This is a genomic window from Spirulina subsalsa FACHB-351 (assembly GCF_026130165.1).
In the GTDB taxonomy this organism is placed as follows: domain Bacteria; phylum Cyanobacteriota; class Cyanobacteriia; order Cyanobacteriales; family Spirulinaceae; genus Spirulina_A; species Spirulina_A subsalsa_A.
Genome location: NZ_JAIHOM010000017.1, coordinates 43,789 through 58,518, shown reverse-complemented (window position 1 = coordinate 58,518; position 14,730 = coordinate 43,789). Strand labels below are relative to the sequence as shown.

Sequence of the window (14,730 nt, the reverse complement as noted above, 5' to 3'; positions counted from 1 at the left end):
TTATTTCGGACAAATTGGGATGTCCTAATTGCTTCATTAATGGCGGTTATTTGTTGTGGTTTAGGGTAGACCTTAAACTCGTAGACAAACACGGATGATACTGAGTTAATGGATATCAAATATTATAGTAACATGGAATTGAAAAATGGGTAATAAAAAGCCGTCCTGAAGGACGGGGCTTGTATCCCATTATTTTCGGTCAACCCAAAAAAAGCCTCGACTCAGAGAGTCAAGGCTAATAGATAGACCACGATGGGTTAAATTTCCGTCAAATCTAGCCCAACCATTCTAAAACGGCCTCATCTTTCGTGTTCGTCTCACGAGAAGGCGTTTCACGGATAAACTTCATATGGATAGAACGCATTTGTTCCCCATCAGCCGCCACCGCCATAATGGGATAGTCAATTAGACCATCTTGGAAAGACATCTGGAAGCGGAAAGTCCCGTCAGAATTTAACTTAATGGGACGGCCGCCAATGGTGACAGTGGCATCGGGTTCCGTCGCCCCGTAGATGATGAGTTCAGCATCGGCGACTAGCCAGAACTTGCGAGGACGGATGGGGGGCGCAGAAGCGGAGAAGCCCACACCGGACATTCCCACACCGGACATGGTTAAACCTAAACCGACACCGGACATTTGCATCCCAACACCGGACATTTGCATCCCGACACCAGACATTTGCATTCCCACACCGGACATTTGCATTCCCACACCGGACATGGTGGGGATTCCTAAGCCATAACCGGACATTTGCATCCCGACACCAGACATTCCTACACCGGACATGGTAGGTACGCCTAAACCGACACCGGACATTTGCATCCCGACACCAGACATTCCTACACCGGACATGGTAGGTACGCCTAAACCGACACCGGACATTTGCATCCCGACACCGGACATTCCTACACCGGACATGGTAGGTACGCCTAAACCGACACCGGACATTTGCATCCCGACACCGGACATTCCTACACCGGACATTTGCATTCCCACGCCGGACATTCCCACACCGGACATGGTAGGCACGCCTAAACCGACACCGGACATCATGCCGACACCGGACATGGTTTCTAGACCAACACCGGACATCATACCGACACCGGACATGGTTTCTAGACCAATGCCAGACATTCCCACGCCGGACATTTGCATTCCCACGCCGGACATTCCCACACCCGAGGTGGTTAAAGCACCGACACCGGACATCATACCGACACCGGACATGGTTTCTAGACCCACACCGGACATCATGCCGACACCGGACATGGTTTCTAGACCCACACCGGACATCATGCCGACACCGGACATGGTTTCTAGACCAATGCCAGACATTCCCACGCCGGACATTTGCATTCCCACGCCGGACATTCCCACACCAGAGGTGGTTAAAGCACCAACGCCGGACATCATACCGACACCGGACATGGTTTCTAGACCAACGCCGGACATCATGCCCACACCGGAAGTGGTGACAGCACCGACACCGGACATCATGCCCACGCCGGACATGGTTTCTAAACCAACACCGGACATCCCGACACCGGACATGGTGGTTTCCATCCCGACACCGGACATCCCGACACCGGACATGGTGGTTTCCATCCCGACACCGGACATCCCGACACCGGACATGGTGGTTTCCATCCCGACACCGGACATTCCGACACCGGACATGGATTTGGCGATCGCAGCCCCGGACATTCCCACACCGGACATGGATTTACCTGCCCCAGAAGCCCATTGTCCAACCCCAGAGGGGAAGACATAGGAACTCACCGACTCTTCTGGTGCTTGCTGCATGGAACCATAGAGGGACCCGGCCAAGCGTTGGGCCTCGGCAGCTTCTGAGAGGCCAAAGATATCATCGTAAACGGGTCTACTCTGGGCTCCGGTGTAGCGTTCATTGGGGGCAACGAGTTGAAAAACGCGCTTGCCTTGTAATTCTTGTTCCCAAGAAATAGTCATAAAATGATCTTCCACCCAATCTGAGGGATAGATGGGGGGAACCCGCACGGGATGGGAACGAGCGAGGACTAACCAACGACCATCAAAGCAACGATAGCCGATTTCTACGAGGTAGTCGCGATCGCTCACCGGGATGGGGATATACCATTCCCGCGCCAATTCATCACAGGGATACTCTTGAACACTATGGGGACTGTGAAACTCAAACGTTAAATCAGTAATGTCATAAATCCGTAAAGCCAGTTGTTGCCCCCCTTGGCGGCGCAGGGCTTCCCGGTGGATATTCGGCACATCCCAGTAGGCATAACACCATTGAGGATCCCGAGGCATTAACACAATCAGGCTTTCCCCATAACCAGAGGGCAAATCCGGCAATCCTTCATCAACAGATGCCAAATTATCATCAATGGGATCGTTTTGACCCACTTGAAATTTCGATGCTTCCACGTCTGCTTGAACCTCTGGAGGACGAGATGTTGTTTGAACTTGTACATTGGTGGAGGAGGAGACAACCCCTTGTTCGTTTTCAATCTCTTGTATGGCAGCCAAAAGTTGCGACTTGCGCATCCGACTGTAACGCGAGATGTTGTATTGACTGGCAACTTTGCGCAGTTGCCGCAAGGTCATTTGATCTAAAGGTTGGCGTTCTTGTGCCATAGCGTTTCTCTGAACTCGTCAGAAGATAAGGTGAGCAGGTACAGAGTCAACCACTCTGTAGGTAGGAGGGATGAGCAGAACCCATCCGAGTAACAAAACCCCTCCACGTTGCTCTGTTGCTAGAAAGAGCAAGCACTCTTGAGCTTGAGAACTCTTAGGTTTAGAGTGTTGGTAGTTGTTTTGTTACATATACTTAACAAAACCTTTTAGGGAATGGTCAAGGGGAGGCTGAGGAGAGTTTAGGAGTTTTAACGAAATTTTGGGATCAACGGGGATCATCATGTCATGAATTCTTGATAATTGCTGAATCCCCTGATCTAGGGCTTGCTGAAAAACTTGGGGAGTGGGGAGCAGGGGAGCAGGGGAGAGTCAGGGGTCTGTAATAATTCTCTATGGTCACGCTCCGCGAACGCGCAGCGTGACCCAGAAATGCTCTTGACTTCTAACTTTGGGTCTGAACTTGTCAAGATTGAGCAAGCCCTATTTACCATCAAGAAGCGGGAGCGTGAAAGCCCTGTGTTTTGAGTGAACTACCCCTCCTGCTCCCTGCAAGCGAGGAAGGGGAATTCCGCAACATTTTGTTAAATCAGTTGACCGAAAATAATGGGATACAAGCCCCGTCCTTCAGGACGGCTTTTTATTACCCATTTTTCAATACTTCCATTTAAGCCATTACCGAGGCTTGAGGTTTAGCGAAAATCATGCGTCCGGCGGAAGTTTGCAGGGCAGAAGTCACCATCACGCGGATTTCTTCTCCCACGTGGGTATTGCCTTCTTCTACTACAACCATTGTGCCATCTTCGAGATAGCCTACCCCTTGTTGGGGTTCTTTGCCCAGTTTGAGGATTTTTAACTCCAAAGTGTCGCCGGGTAAGTAAATGGGACGAATGGCTTGGGCGAGGTCATTAATATTTAACACCGGGACCCGTTGTAAGTTAGCTACTTTGCTTAAGTTGTAGTCATTGGTGAGCAAAATTCCGTTAATTTCTTGGGCAAAACGGACTAATTTTGCATCGACTGTATTAATTTCTTCGTATTCCTCGGGATTAATCACTAAGCGTTCGGGGTAGGCGTTTTGCATCCGGTTGAGAATATCTAATCCCCGTCGGCCTCGACTGCGTTTTTGGTCGTTGGCGGCATCAGCCAGCAGTTGTAATTCTTGTAAGACGAATTGAGGGACTAAAATTTGCCCTTCGATAAATCCTGTATCTAGCAATTCTTCGACTCGCCCATCAATGATGCAACTGGTGTCTAAAATTTTGGTGGTGGCGGGTTTAAGGGTACCTTCTGCCACTAACATACTCTCAATGCTGTTGGGGTTGATGAGACGGAGGAAGGTGCGGCCGTGGGTGTCGGCTAAACTCACGCCAAAGAAGGAGAACATGACACTGGCCAAGACGGCCATCATGGGCTTCACAAAGGCGAATTCATGGGGGATGGGGAGGAGGAAAATGGGGGCTAACATGAGGTTAGCTAATAACAAGCCCAGAATCCAACCGACGGCGCGGGTGAGGATAATCTCAATGGAGAGTTTGCGGACGCGGGCTTCTAGGCGGCGATAGGTGGTTTGGGCGGTTAAACCCAAGGCTAACCCGATGATGGCGGCGAAGGCGCTGGCAATTAAGCGGACGGCTTCTAGGTTGGTGACTTGAACGAGAACATCGGGGGGGAGGAGGTCTACTACACCGAAGCCAACCCCGGCGGCGGCAATTACAAATAGGGCAATAATAACGGCATCAAGCATGATAGGAGTGGAATAAAATGGGTCTAGGATAATGAGGTTTACCGGGTCAAGGACGATTTGAATGGGTTGGTTATTTTTATTATACGTTGTGGGCTGAGGGTTGATGTTGCTAGTGAACGGGTTGGGGGTTGAGGGGGTTGGTCTGACGGAGGAAATGGTCACTTCGGCTTATGTTCATATTCCCTTTTGTCGTCGCCGTTGCTTTTATTGTGATTTCCCGATTTCGGTTTTGGGCGATCGCATCCAAGGAGAGGCTTCTGGCTCTATTGTGCAGTATATCGAGGTTTTGGGGCGAGAAATTGCCCTCACGAAGCCCACAGCCCCCTTAGAAACGATCTTTTTTGGGGGGGGGACTCCTTCTCTATTAGCCCCGTCTCAGTTGGGGCTAATTCTGGACGCTTTGGCGGCACAGTTTGGCATCAGGGAGGGGGCGGAAATTTCCCTCGAAATTGATCCCGATACGTTTACCTTGGAACAGGTGCAGGGGTACCAGGCGCTGGGGGTGAATCGTTTTAGTTTGGGGGTACAGGCGTTTCAAGATGAATTATTACACCGGGCTGGGCGATCGCACTCTCGGGAGGATATTTTCCAAGCGGTAGGGGACTTAAGACAAGGGGGGATTGTTAATTTTAGTCTAGATTTGATCTCCGGTTTACCCGGTCAAACTTTGACGGAGTGGGAAGAATCCCTCAAGGAAGCCATTGCCCTAGCCCCCACTCATATTTCCTGTTATGACTTAGTGTTAGAACCTGTAACCGCGTTTGGTAAGCAGTATGAAGCGGGAAAACATCCCCTGCCCAGTGATGAAATAACCGCCCAAATGTACCGCACGGCAAGAGATTTACTGACTTCGGCTGGATTTGAACATTACGAAATTTCAAATTATGCTCAAAAGGGTTGGCAATGCCGCCATAATCGAGTGTACTGGGAGAATCGCCCTTATTGGGGGTTTGGGATGGGGGCTGCCAGTTATGTGGGGGGCCGACGATTGACCCGACCGCGCACCCGTCGGGAGTATTATGATTGGGTAGAGGGTTTGAGTCTTGGCACAGGGGAAACAGAGGGGGACGTGATTTCTGAGTGCGATCGCCTTCTCGAAACCCTCATGTTAGGATTAAGACTCAGCGAAGGACTAAAACTGGCTAATTTTAGCCCAGAAATTACCCAGAAGATTCTCACGGGTGTACAGCCCTATATCCAACAAGGCTGGGTTATTTATTCCCCTCATTCCACGCGCTTACAATTGACCGATCCCGATGGTTTTTTGTTTTCTAATACCATCTTATCGGATTTATTTAATCTATTCTCTTAAAGCCCATTATTACTAAAAATCTAGCCCGGAATGCTGTCTGATATTGAGCAAGAAATTTTAGAACTCCATGAGCAGAATTACACCCCCCGAGAAATTGCCAGTTTTTTGGGGCTGCGGATTTCGCAAGTGCGGGGTGTGATTCGTTCTAATGGCGGCTATCAGGTGTTAAGAATTGTTCATGAGGGAGATTTACCCCCGGTGTCTAGTTGTTTAGTTAATGAAAATTGCGCTAAACATTTATTAGATGCTACGTTAAAGGATGATGAGATTTTAAGTAGTTTAGCCCTTGTTTTAGTGACAAGATTTAATGGTTATGATAAATTTTTAGTCTGTAGTTACTTGGTGGATTACTTCTGTTTAGGGGTGAAAGATACCATGGAAGTCCGCAAGTTAGATAAAAGTCGTTATGATTATTTTGTGGCTCAATCCTACGCCTCTTTTCCCGATGGCTACCGAGAAATTAGCCTCAGTGAAGCCCAAGGAATTGTTTATGGGTCGGTAGACTATGCAGAAAGGTTAGGATTTTCTCCTCCGCCGGAGTTTGCGGAGACTCAAAAGCACTTAGGAGAATGGGATGGGGCGTTAAAATTACCCTTCGGTTGTGAAGGTAAACCCCTTTATATTAATGGCCCCTATGATAATCCCCGTCAGGTGATTAAGACGTTGGAAAGTACGGTAGGACGAGGGAATTTTGATTATATTTTGGGCATTGGTTAGATATAGGTAATAGGGAATTGATAATTGATAGTTGATAATTGTTCCCCCGCTCCCCTGCTCCAGGGTTAGCGGGGGAGAACTTCACCCCTAAGCTTGCGCTAAACTATAGAAAAAAGAACGCTGATATCATCATGACCCAAGGGATCTCTAGACTTGATCTTCCTCGTGCTTTCCCTGACCATACCCAACTGCCAGAGTCTGACGGAACCTTTGTGAAAAACTTTCAAGAACACCCCCAAAGTATTTTCCTCACCGACTCCCTCACCCCAATTCTCCAACAACGCCATCCCGATGGATACTATGCCATTGGTCAGGATTGCGGGATTTATTGGCGAGAAACCGATCCTCCTGAACAGGGAGCCGAAGCACCAGACTGGTTTTATGTCCCCAATGTCCCCCCTTTACTCAATGGTCAGATTCGCCGTTCCTATGTCCTGTGGCGAGAATTTATTACTCCCCTGATTGCCTTAGAATTTGCTAGTGGAGATGGATCGGTTGAGCGCGATCGCACTCCTTTAGCACAAAACAATCCCCCCACGCGGCCAGGTAAATTTTGGGTGTATGAAAACATCCTGCGCATTCCCTACTATGGGATCTTTTTAGTGGTGACAGGAACCCTCGAAATGTATCACCTGGTTAACGGGTTTTATGAACCGCTTCCCCCCAATGAACGGGGTCATTATCCGGTTAATCCCTTGGGGGTAGAGTTAGGCGTTTGGGAAGGTAACTATCAAAATCAAGCTCAACGTTGGTTAAGGTGGTGGGATAGGGACGGTAATTTGTTGTTGACGGGACGGGAAGAGGCCGAACAGGAACGACAACGGACTCAACAAGCCGAACAGCGCGCCCAAGAGAGTGAACAAGCGCGTTTAAATGCGATCGCCCAGTTACAAAAATTTGGCTTAAATGCTCAACAAATTGCTCAAGCCCTCAATTTATCCATCGAACAAGTGCAAAATATAATGCAGTGATCTCATATTCTCGAATCAGTGGACATCTGGCACACCCTGCAAACTCGCTTACAAAAAACTTGGGGTTATTCTGACTTTAGGCCGCTCCAACGGGAAATTATCCAATGCTTGTTAACCGGACAAGATGCCTTAATTCTCTTGCCCACGGGGGGCGGGAAATCCTTGTGTTTTCAACTTCCGGCACTCCTACAACAGGGCTTAACCCTTGTGATTTCGCCCTTAGTGGCCTTAATGGAGAATCAAGTGCAGGAATTGCGCGATCGCCAACTCCCGGCCGCCTCCTACCACAGCGAAACCCCCAAATGGCTCAAAAAGCGCACCCTGCACCAACTGGAAAAGCAAACCCTCCGCCTGTTATACCTCTCCCCAGAAACCCTCTTGAGTCCTACCATTTGGGACTATTTAATCCAACCCCAGATCCGCATTAACGGGCTAATTTTAGATGAAGCCCATTGTTTAGTCCAGTGGGGGGAAACCTTTCGCCCAGCCTATCGCCGTTTAGGCACCGTGCGACCCGCCTTATTACACCATAAACCCCCCGGAACCGAGATCCCTATTGCAGCCTTCACCGCCACCGCAGATCCCCAAGGGAAAAACACCATTTGTCGGGTCTTACAACTACGCAAACCCCGCTTATTTACTCAAAGTCCCTATCGGGCTAACTTATCTCTAAAGGTGCAAAATGTTTGGACTCCCCGAGGTCGAAAACAGCGACTGTTTCAGTTTGTCCAACAACAGGGCAACAGTAGCGGTTTAGTCTATGTGCGTTCTCGTCAGGACAGTGAAACCCTCAGCCAGTGGTTCACCGCTCAAGGTTATCCCACCCTGTCCTATCATGGCGGATATGAGGCCAAAGAGCGACGAGAGATTGAGCAGCAATGGTTAGGGGGGAAAGTCCCTGTAATTGTCTGTACTTCTGCTTTTGGCATGGGGATTAATAAACCTGATGTGCGCTGGGTGGCACACTTTAGCCCCCCTCTGTTGTTAACAGAATACTTGCAGGAAGTGGGACGGGGGGGGAGAGATGGGAAGATGAGCGACACATTAACCCTAGTGAGCGATCGCACCGGATGGTTAAATCCAGAAGATCAACAGCGCGATCGCTTTTTTCACAACACCCTCCGCCAACAATACCGCCAAGCCCAGCAGATCGTGCAGAAACTCCCCCCAGAAGGGGATTTAACCCAGCTAGAAGGGATAAAAGACGCGGCAATGGCCTTATCCCTACTCCATAGTGCCAAGTTACTCGTCTGGTTAGATCCCTTTCATTTCCAAGTGAAACCGGGCAATGTGAAACAGGCGTTAGATCGGAGCTATCAACAGCAGCAGGAACATTATCAACAACTGCGCCATTATTTACGAACCTCCCAATGTCGTTGGCAGTTTCTCATGGCGGCTTTTGGTTTTCAGCCAGATACAGCCTTTCGTTGTGGTCATTGTGATAATTGTTCAGGTGCAAAACGAACCTGAATTGTAGGTTGGGTGAAACGAAGTGTAACCCAACAATTCAGGCCCCCAAGGCGATCGCAACAATCCGGATGATCCCGCCCAACTTGAAACCGGGTTTCTTGCATTAACTTTGTTGCGGCTATAGCTTCCCTGAAACCCGGTTTCTTTCCCTTTGAGGGGGAATGTTGTGTTGCGCTGTCGCTCCACCCAACCTACGGGAAAGGTCGGGAAGGTGCAACAAAAAACGACCCCCTCAAAAGGAGGAGGTCGTTTTTCTCACAGGGGGAAAACCCCCCTTTAAACCTTAGTAATCGAAGTCACCACCGCCGGGGCCTGCGGGGGCTTTTTCTTTTTCCGGTTTGTCCACCACAATACATTCTGTGGTCAGAACCATACCAGCGATAGAAGCAGCGTTTTGCAGGGCGCTACGGGTCACTTTAGCCGGGTCAACGATACCAGCCGCCAACATATCGGTAAACTCACCGTTAGCGGCGTTGTAGCCTACGTTGAAGTCTTTCTCTTTCACCCGTTCAGCAATCACTGCACCGTTTTGTCCGGCGTTTTCAGCAATGCGTTTCAGAGGAGCGGTTAAAGCACGAGCTACAATTAACGCACCCGTTAACTCTTCATTTTGCAGACCTTCGTTCGCCCAAGTTTCTAAGCCCGGGGCGAGGTGAGCTAAGGTTGTACCACCACCGGGAACAATACCTTCTTCAACGGCCGCTTTCGTGGCGTTGATGGCATCTTCCAGGCGCAGTTTTTTGTCTTTCATTTCGGTTTCAGTGGCCGCACCCACTTTCACCACAGCAACACCGCCGCTCAGTTTGGCAAGACGTTCCTGTAATTTTTCTTTGTCGTAGGAGGATTCCGTTTCGTCAATTTGACGGCGAATTTGCTCACAACGCGCTTTAACGGCGGCTTCGTTCCCCTCGGCGACAATGGTGGTGTTGTCTTTAGTCAAGGTCATACGGCGAGCGCCACCGAGCATTTCCAGCTTGGCGTTTTCCAGTTTCAAACCTGCGTCTTCGGTGATCACTTGACCGCCTGTGAGAACAGCGATATCCTCTAACATTTGTTTGCGGCGATCGCCAAATCCGGGCGCTTTAACCGCAGCAACGTTCAGAACACCCCGCAGACGGTTCACCACGAGGGTAGCTAACGCTTCTTTTTCGATATCTTCGGCGATAATCACCAAAGGACGACCAGAACGCGCCACTTGTTCAAGGACAGGTACTAAGTCTTGAACGAGGGTGATTTTCTTGTCGGTAATCAGGATGTAGGGTTCATCTAATACCGCTTCCATCCGTTCGGTGTCGGTGACAAAGTAGGGGGAAATGTAGCCTTTGTCAAAGCGCATCCCTTCGGTGATTTCCAGTTCAGTGGTCATGGATTTGCCTTCTTCAAGGGAAATTACCCCCTCTTTGCCGACTTTATCCATTGCACTGGCGATCATTTGACCCACTTCCTCATCGTTCCCGGCGGAAATAGAACCCACTTGGGCGATGGCTTTGGAATCTTCAACGGGTTTGGCGTGTTCGGCAATTTTACCCACTAAGTATTCAACGGCTTTGTCTACCCCGCGTTTGATGGCAATGGGGTTAGCTCCAGCAGCCACGTTGCGCAATCCTTCTTTAACCATGGCGTGGGCTAAAACCGTTGCGGTGGTGGTTCCATCCCCAGCGACATCGTTGGTTTTAGAAGCCGCTTGACGAATCAAAGAAACGCCAGTATTCTCAATATGATCTTCCAGTTCGATTTCTTTAGCAATGGTGACCCCATCGTTCACGATTTGGGGTGCGCCAAATTTCTTTTCTAGGACTACGTTACGGCCTTTGGGTCCTAGGGTAACGGCAACGGCTTCAGCCAGTAGATCGATGCCTCGTTCTAATGCACGGCGCGCTTCATCGTTGTAAATGATTGTCTTAGCCATAGTTCGGTGTCTTCTAGATTACTTAAGGAATCGATGATGTAATGATTCGATGAACGAACAGATTTAAAGGTCAGTCCAATCTATTCAGAGATAGAAGCGAGAATGTCTTTTTCCGAGAGCAGAACATAGTCTTCGCCACCTAGTTTGATGTCGGTGCCTGCATACTTGGAGTAGAGGACTTTATCACCGACTTTCACTTCTAGAGGGGTGCGATTGCCATTGTTGTCTACTTTCCCGGGACCAACGGCCACGACTTCACCCACTTGGGGTTTTTCTTTCGCGGTGTCGGGCAGTAAGATCCCACCTGCGGTTTTCTCTTCGCTGGGGCTGATTTTCACGAAAACGCGATCGCCCAAGGGATTAACAGTAGAGACGTTAATTGTTAGTGCTGCCATGCAAAACCTCCAAATGTTTTAAGTGTCGGGGTTGAGCGCCATCCGGCAGTGAATTTAGCACTCTCACCTTCCGAGTGCTAATTTAGCGAAAGTCGGTATCCAATAGCAACTCCTCTAGGTGTACGGTTTCCCGAACTTCTACAATATAAACAATCCGTTATCAAGTCCCCAGAAGTTGTGAGGGGGCAGAGTGGAGCGGCGGATTCAAGGGTTTGTACTCTACAATTAGGCATGGGCGCAAGCCTGCCGCCGACCCAGCAGGAGCATTAAAATGAGGCAATTCAAGACCAAAATGATTCATTGTCTTAACCGGAAATGCACTCAGCCCCAAAACCCACCGGGTTATTTATTCTGTAGCCATTGTGGGTCAAAATTGCGCCTCTGTGACCGTTATAGCGCCCTAGAACCCTTATTAGAAGGTTCTCGCACCTTTTACGGGGTTGACGAGGGGGTTTCGCCTTCTAGACCCTGTGTTATTAAACAAATTGCCCACCAAAATCTGGGATTTCAAACCCCAGAAGCGGCTTTAGATTACTTTCGCCAAGAAGCGGCAAAATTGCAGGTTTTAGGGCAACATCCCCAAATTCCTCAACTGTTCGCCTATATTGAACAAGAACCCACCATCCAGAATTTTTCGCCCAGCTTGGTGCAAGAATACATTGCCGGGCAGAGTATTGAGCAAGAAGTGTTTACGGAGGGAGAAATTCGCCAACTGCTCAATGAAGTCTTGCCCCTCCTGCAATTCATCCACGATCATCAGATTATCCACCGGGATTTAAACCCGCAAAACCTGATCCGACAGGCCAATGGTCATTTAGTCCTTGTGGACTTCAGCGCGGCTAAAATCACCCGCAAAACAGCCTTAGCGCAAACGGGAACATTAATTGGCTCGGCGGCCTATAGCGCCCCGGAACAGTTGCGGGGGAAAGCAACCTATGCCAGTGATTTGTATAGTTTGGGGGTGCTTTGTATTCACCTATTAACGGGATTTCACCCCTTTGATTTGTTTAGTACGATGGAGGGGATTTGGGTCTGGGAAAGTTATCTCGCGGATCCGGTGAGTGATGATTTGCGGGCTGTTTTAAATAAACTGTTGGCAGAATCTCTCAATCTTCGTTATGCTTGCGCCCAAGCGGTCTATCAGGACTTGAATCCGGGAAAAACCCTCGTTTCTCGGGGACAAACTCTCCCCATTTCTGTCCCAGAGGTCTTGAATCGAGTCACCCCCCGATGGCAATGTGTGCAAACCTTAGAAGGCCATCATAGTTCTGTGCATAGCCTCGCTTTTTTTCCGGGAGGGCAAGAGTTAGCGAGTGCCGGGGCGGATCGGGAAATTTTGCGCTGGAATCTGCAACAAGAACACCCTCAGCCTCGCCGTTGTTCGGGGCATCGCAGTATTATTGATGCGCTGGTGATTCAGCCCGAGACGGGGGAGTTAATCAGTGGGAGTTGGGACTATACGATCCGCTTTTGGCAGGAGCAGCAGGAGGTCAAACGGCTAGAAGCCCATGCTGGCTGGATTCACGCCTTGGCTCTGAGTCCTGATGGGGGGTTGTTGGTCAGTGGGAGTAGCGATCGCACCCTCAAACTCTGGCACCTACCCACTGGGGAACTCCGACACACCCTCAAAGATCATGACAGCGCCATTTACGCTCTGGCCGTGAGTCCCGATGGGCAAAAATTAGCCAGTGGGAGTGGCGATCGCAACATCCGCCTCTGGAACCTACAAACTGGGGAACTCCTGCACCGTTTCACGGGACACACCGATAAAGTTACCGCTTTAGCCTTTAGTCCCAGTAGTCAACTCCTCTACAGTGGCAGCGCCGATCAGTGTTTGAAAACTTGGCATTGCACCACAGGCAAGCTCATTCATTCCGTCAACGAGTCCGGCAGTGCCATCACCTGTTTAGCCCTCAATCGGGCGGGCAATCTCCTAGTCACGGCCAGCGAACAAGGCACCCTCACCCTCTGGCATCCGGGCAAAACCATCCCTTTAATCACCCTGTCCGGTCATGAGGGGGCGATTCGGGATGTGGCCTTTTCCCCCACTGGACTCCTCATTGCTACAGCATCACAGGATCAAACCGTTAAGTTGTGGCAGGTGGTTTAAGGGGATGATCTCTGTAGCGGGAACTGGTAGAATCTCCCCCTGATTCGGAATTTCGGGTTAGACTGGAATTAACTGGAGCCGAAAGAAAAAACGGTTCGGTCTAGTTTCTGAAGCACCTCTTTGAGAGACAAGCAGAACTAGACAAGCACTAGATTCAGGGTAAATGAGGAAAACAGCTTAAGGACGGTTCCGGCTGTTCAAAGAAACCTAGTCATCCGGTTAACCTCAGAAGGACTCGCTTTTTTGAGGAACTTCTCAGGTCTAAAACCAATCAATACAGGGGATATACCTAGTCTTTTGTTGAGCCACCTACTGCTTATGTTGACATTAAACTTTTCTTCAATTGGATTACAAAAAGCACTATTACGGGTTGCCCTGACCAGTGCGATCGCAGGGGCTGGAGTTGTGATGGGAGTTGCCCCCAATGTTACTCAGCCATTAACCCGTTGGTTTGATACCACGGTGTATGCTCAGTCTGTTTCGTCGGAAGAAGTGACCAATTATGCCCGGGCGGCGATCGCCGTAGAACGATTACGCCAAAATACTTACAGCGAGATCAAACGCTTAGTGAATCCCGTGCCGAATATTGCCTGTAATCAACGGGCTGCCTTTAGTGGTTTACCCGGCAATGCCCGACAAATTGCAGAAAGTTACTGCAATCAATCGACGGTCATTGTAGAGCGTCATGGGCTAACCATTCAACGCTTTAATGAGATTACCTCTCAACGACAATCGGACAACAGTTTAGAGCAACGCATTCAACAAGCGATTCGCAATTTACAATAAAATTCTGCTTAATTCTTGTTGCTTGCGATGTTAACGCTAACCCAACGCCTAAACGCCTCAGAATTGAATCCCACTCCTAACTACGAACTCCCCTTGACGGCAGAGGAACGCCAAAGGAGTCGCTATCGTTTCTCAAGTCCTAGCGGTCAGGAAATGGTGCTTGACCTTCCCCGAGGGACAACCTTGCAACATGGGGATATATTGCAGGCTGAAACAGGGGAATATGTAGTCGTGCTTGCCAAACCTGAACTCGTATTAACTGTTGAAGCAGACACCCCCCTTGCTTTACTCAAGGCCACCTACCATCTCGGCAATCGTCACGTTCCCTTGGAAATTAACCCATCTTATCTCCGCCTAGCCCCCGATCCGGTATTGCAGCATTTGCTGGAACATTTAGGATTAAGGGTAAGGGAAGAAATCGCCCCCTTTTCTCCGGAATCGGGGGCTTACGGTCATTCTCATCACTAGGATCGGGTTTGCTGAATAACTCTACTCGTGGGGCTAGGGAATTGATAATTGATAATTGATAATTGATATTAGAAACCGGGTTTTTGCTAGGGTGTATCGGGAAAACTAGACAATGAACGCAACCCGGTTTCTGGCTAAAGTTAGTCAATGACATTACACCCGACTCCTGACCCCCCTGCTCCCCTACTCCCCCACTCCCCCGCTCCCCCATCTCCGATTCCC

10 protein-coding genes and 3 pseudogenes are annotated in these 14,730 nt (G+C 49.5%); 7 read left to right on the top strand and 6 right to left on the bottom strand.

The annotated features are described in order from the left end of the window. The 4 genes and pseudogenes from K4A83_RS23030 to K4A83_RS05140 all read right to left on the bottom strand — a co-directional run. Positions 1 to 92, bottom strand: a pseudogene (locus K4A83_RS23030) (transposase); the annotation flags it as partial. A 182-nt stretch (positions 93 to 274) separates the two neighbouring features. Continuing rightward, positions 275 to 655: pseudogene (locus K4A83_RS23025) on the bottom strand (DUF4912 domain-containing protein); the annotation flags it as partial. 1,383 nt (positions 656 to 2,038) lie between these two features. Continuing rightward, a pseudogene (locus K4A83_RS23020) lies at positions 2,039 to 2,596 on the bottom strand (DUF4912 domain-containing protein); the annotation flags it as partial. 694 nt (positions 2,597 to 3,290) lie between these two features. Further along, positions 3,291 to 4,370, bottom strand: a complete 1,080-nt coding sequence (locus K4A83_RS05140; protein WP_265263364.1) for a PIN/TRAM domain-containing protein — start codon at positions 4,368 to 4,370, stop codon at positions 3,291 to 3,293. A 103-nt stretch (positions 4,371 to 4,473) separates the two neighbouring features. On the opposite strand from K4A83_RS05140, the gene hemW reads away from it, so the two are divergent. The 4 genes from hemW to K4A83_RS05120 all read left to right on the top strand — a co-directional run bounded on the left by hemW (position 4,474) and on the right by K4A83_RS05120 (position 8,840). Next, the gene (gene hemW, locus K4A83_RS05135; RefSeq protein ID WP_265263363.1) at positions 4,474 to 5,682 is read left to right on the top strand and encodes a radical SAM family heme chaperone HemW; all 1,209 of its coding nucleotides are present in this window, start codon (positions 4,474 to 4,476) and stop codon (positions 5,680 to 5,682) included. Positions 5,683 to 5,712: 30 nt separating this feature from the next. After that, positions 5,713 to 6,399 carry a helix-turn-helix transcriptional regulator gene (locus tag K4A83_RS05130; RefSeq protein ID WP_265263362.1) on the top strand — a complete coding sequence of 229 codons (687 nt, stop codon included), beginning with the start codon at positions 5,713 to 5,715 and terminating at the stop codon, positions 6,397 to 6,399. Positions 6,400 to 6,530: 131 nt separating this feature from the next. After that, positions 6,531 to 7,370, top strand: coding sequence for a Uma2 family endonuclease (locus tag K4A83_RS05125; RefSeq protein ID WP_265263361.1), 840 nt, complete (start codon positions 6,531 to 6,533; stop codon positions 7,368 to 7,370). 18 nt (positions 7,371 to 7,388) lie between these two features. After that, positions 7,389 to 8,840 carry a RecQ family ATP-dependent DNA helicase gene (locus K4A83_RS05120; protein WP_265263360.1) on the top strand — a complete coding sequence of 484 codons (1,452 nt, stop codon included), beginning with the start codon at positions 7,389 to 7,391 and terminating at the stop codon, positions 8,838 to 8,840. Between the two features lie 283 nt (positions 8,841 to 9,123). Here the strand turns inward: K4A83_RS05120 and groL are convergent, their stop codons facing one another. Beyond that, a complete protein-coding gene (groL, locus tag K4A83_RS05115; protein WP_265263359.1) occupies positions 9,124 to 10,749 on the bottom strand; it encodes a chaperonin GroEL in 1,626 nt (541 codons plus the stop codon). Between the two features lie 80 nt (positions 10,750 to 10,829). Continuing rightward, on the bottom strand, positions 10,830 to 11,144 hold the full coding sequence (groES, locus tag K4A83_RS05110; RefSeq protein ID WP_265263358.1) for a co-chaperone GroES: 315 nt from the start codon (positions 11,142 to 11,144) through the stop codon (positions 10,830 to 10,832). A gap of 292 nt (positions 11,145 to 11,436) precedes the next feature. Here groES and K4A83_RS05105 point away from each other — a divergent pair, with 292 nt between their 5' ends. From K4A83_RS05105 to ureE, 3 genes are all read left to right on the top strand, one after another. Beyond that, positions 11,437 to 13,254 (top strand): serine/threonine-protein kinase, encoded by a 1,818-nt coding sequence (locus K4A83_RS05105; RefSeq protein ID WP_265263357.1) that lies wholly within the window; start codon positions 11,437 to 11,439, stop codon positions 13,252 to 13,254. A 318-nt stretch (positions 13,255 to 13,572) separates the two neighbouring features. After that, positions 13,573 to 14,040: a DUF4168 domain-containing protein gene (locus K4A83_RS05100; protein WP_265263356.1), complete on the top strand. Its 468-nt coding sequence runs from the start codon at positions 13,573 to 13,575 to the stop codon at positions 14,038 to 14,040. Positions 14,041 to 14,067: 27 nt separating this feature from the next. Further along, complete coding sequence (gene ureE / locus K4A83_RS05095) at positions 14,068 to 14,508, top strand: urease accessory protein UreE (protein WP_265263355.1); 441 nt, start codon at positions 14,068 to 14,070, stop codon at positions 14,506 to 14,508. Positions 14,509 to 14,730: the final 222 nt, after the last annotated feature.

Coding starts and splice junctions, on each gene's coding strand:
- K4A83_RS05140 (WP_265263364.1), bottom strand. CDS start 4,370: ATGCTTGATGCCGTTATTATTGCCCTATTTGTAATTGCCGCCGCCGGG.
- hemW (WP_265263363.1), top strand. CDS start 4,474: ATGTTGCTAGTGAACGGGTTGGGGGTTGAGGGGGTTGGTCTGACGGAG.
- K4A83_RS05130 (WP_265263362.1), top strand. CDS start 5,713: ATGCTGTCTGATATTGAGCAAGAAATTTTAGAACTCCATGAGCAGAAT.
- K4A83_RS05125 (WP_265263361.1), top strand. CDS start 6,531: ATGACCCAAGGGATCTCTAGACTTGATCTTCCTCGTGCTTTCCCTGAC.
- groL (WP_265263359.1), bottom strand. CDS start 10,749: ATGGCTAAGACAATCATTTACAACGATGAAGCGCGCCGTGCATTAGAA.
- groES (WP_265263358.1), bottom strand. CDS start 11,144: ATGGCAGCACTAACAATTAACGTCTCTACTGTTAATCCCTTGGGCGAT.
- K4A83_RS05105 (WP_265263357.1), top strand. CDS start 11,437: ATGATTCATTGTCTTAACCGGAAATGCACTCAGCCCCAAAACCCACCG.
- K4A83_RS05100 (WP_265263356.1), top strand. CDS start 13,573: ATGTTGACATTAAACTTTTCTTCAATTGGATTACAAAAAGCACTATTA.
- ureE (WP_265263355.1), top strand. CDS start 14,068: ATGTTAACGCTAACCCAACGCCTAAACGCCTCAGAATTGAATCCCACT.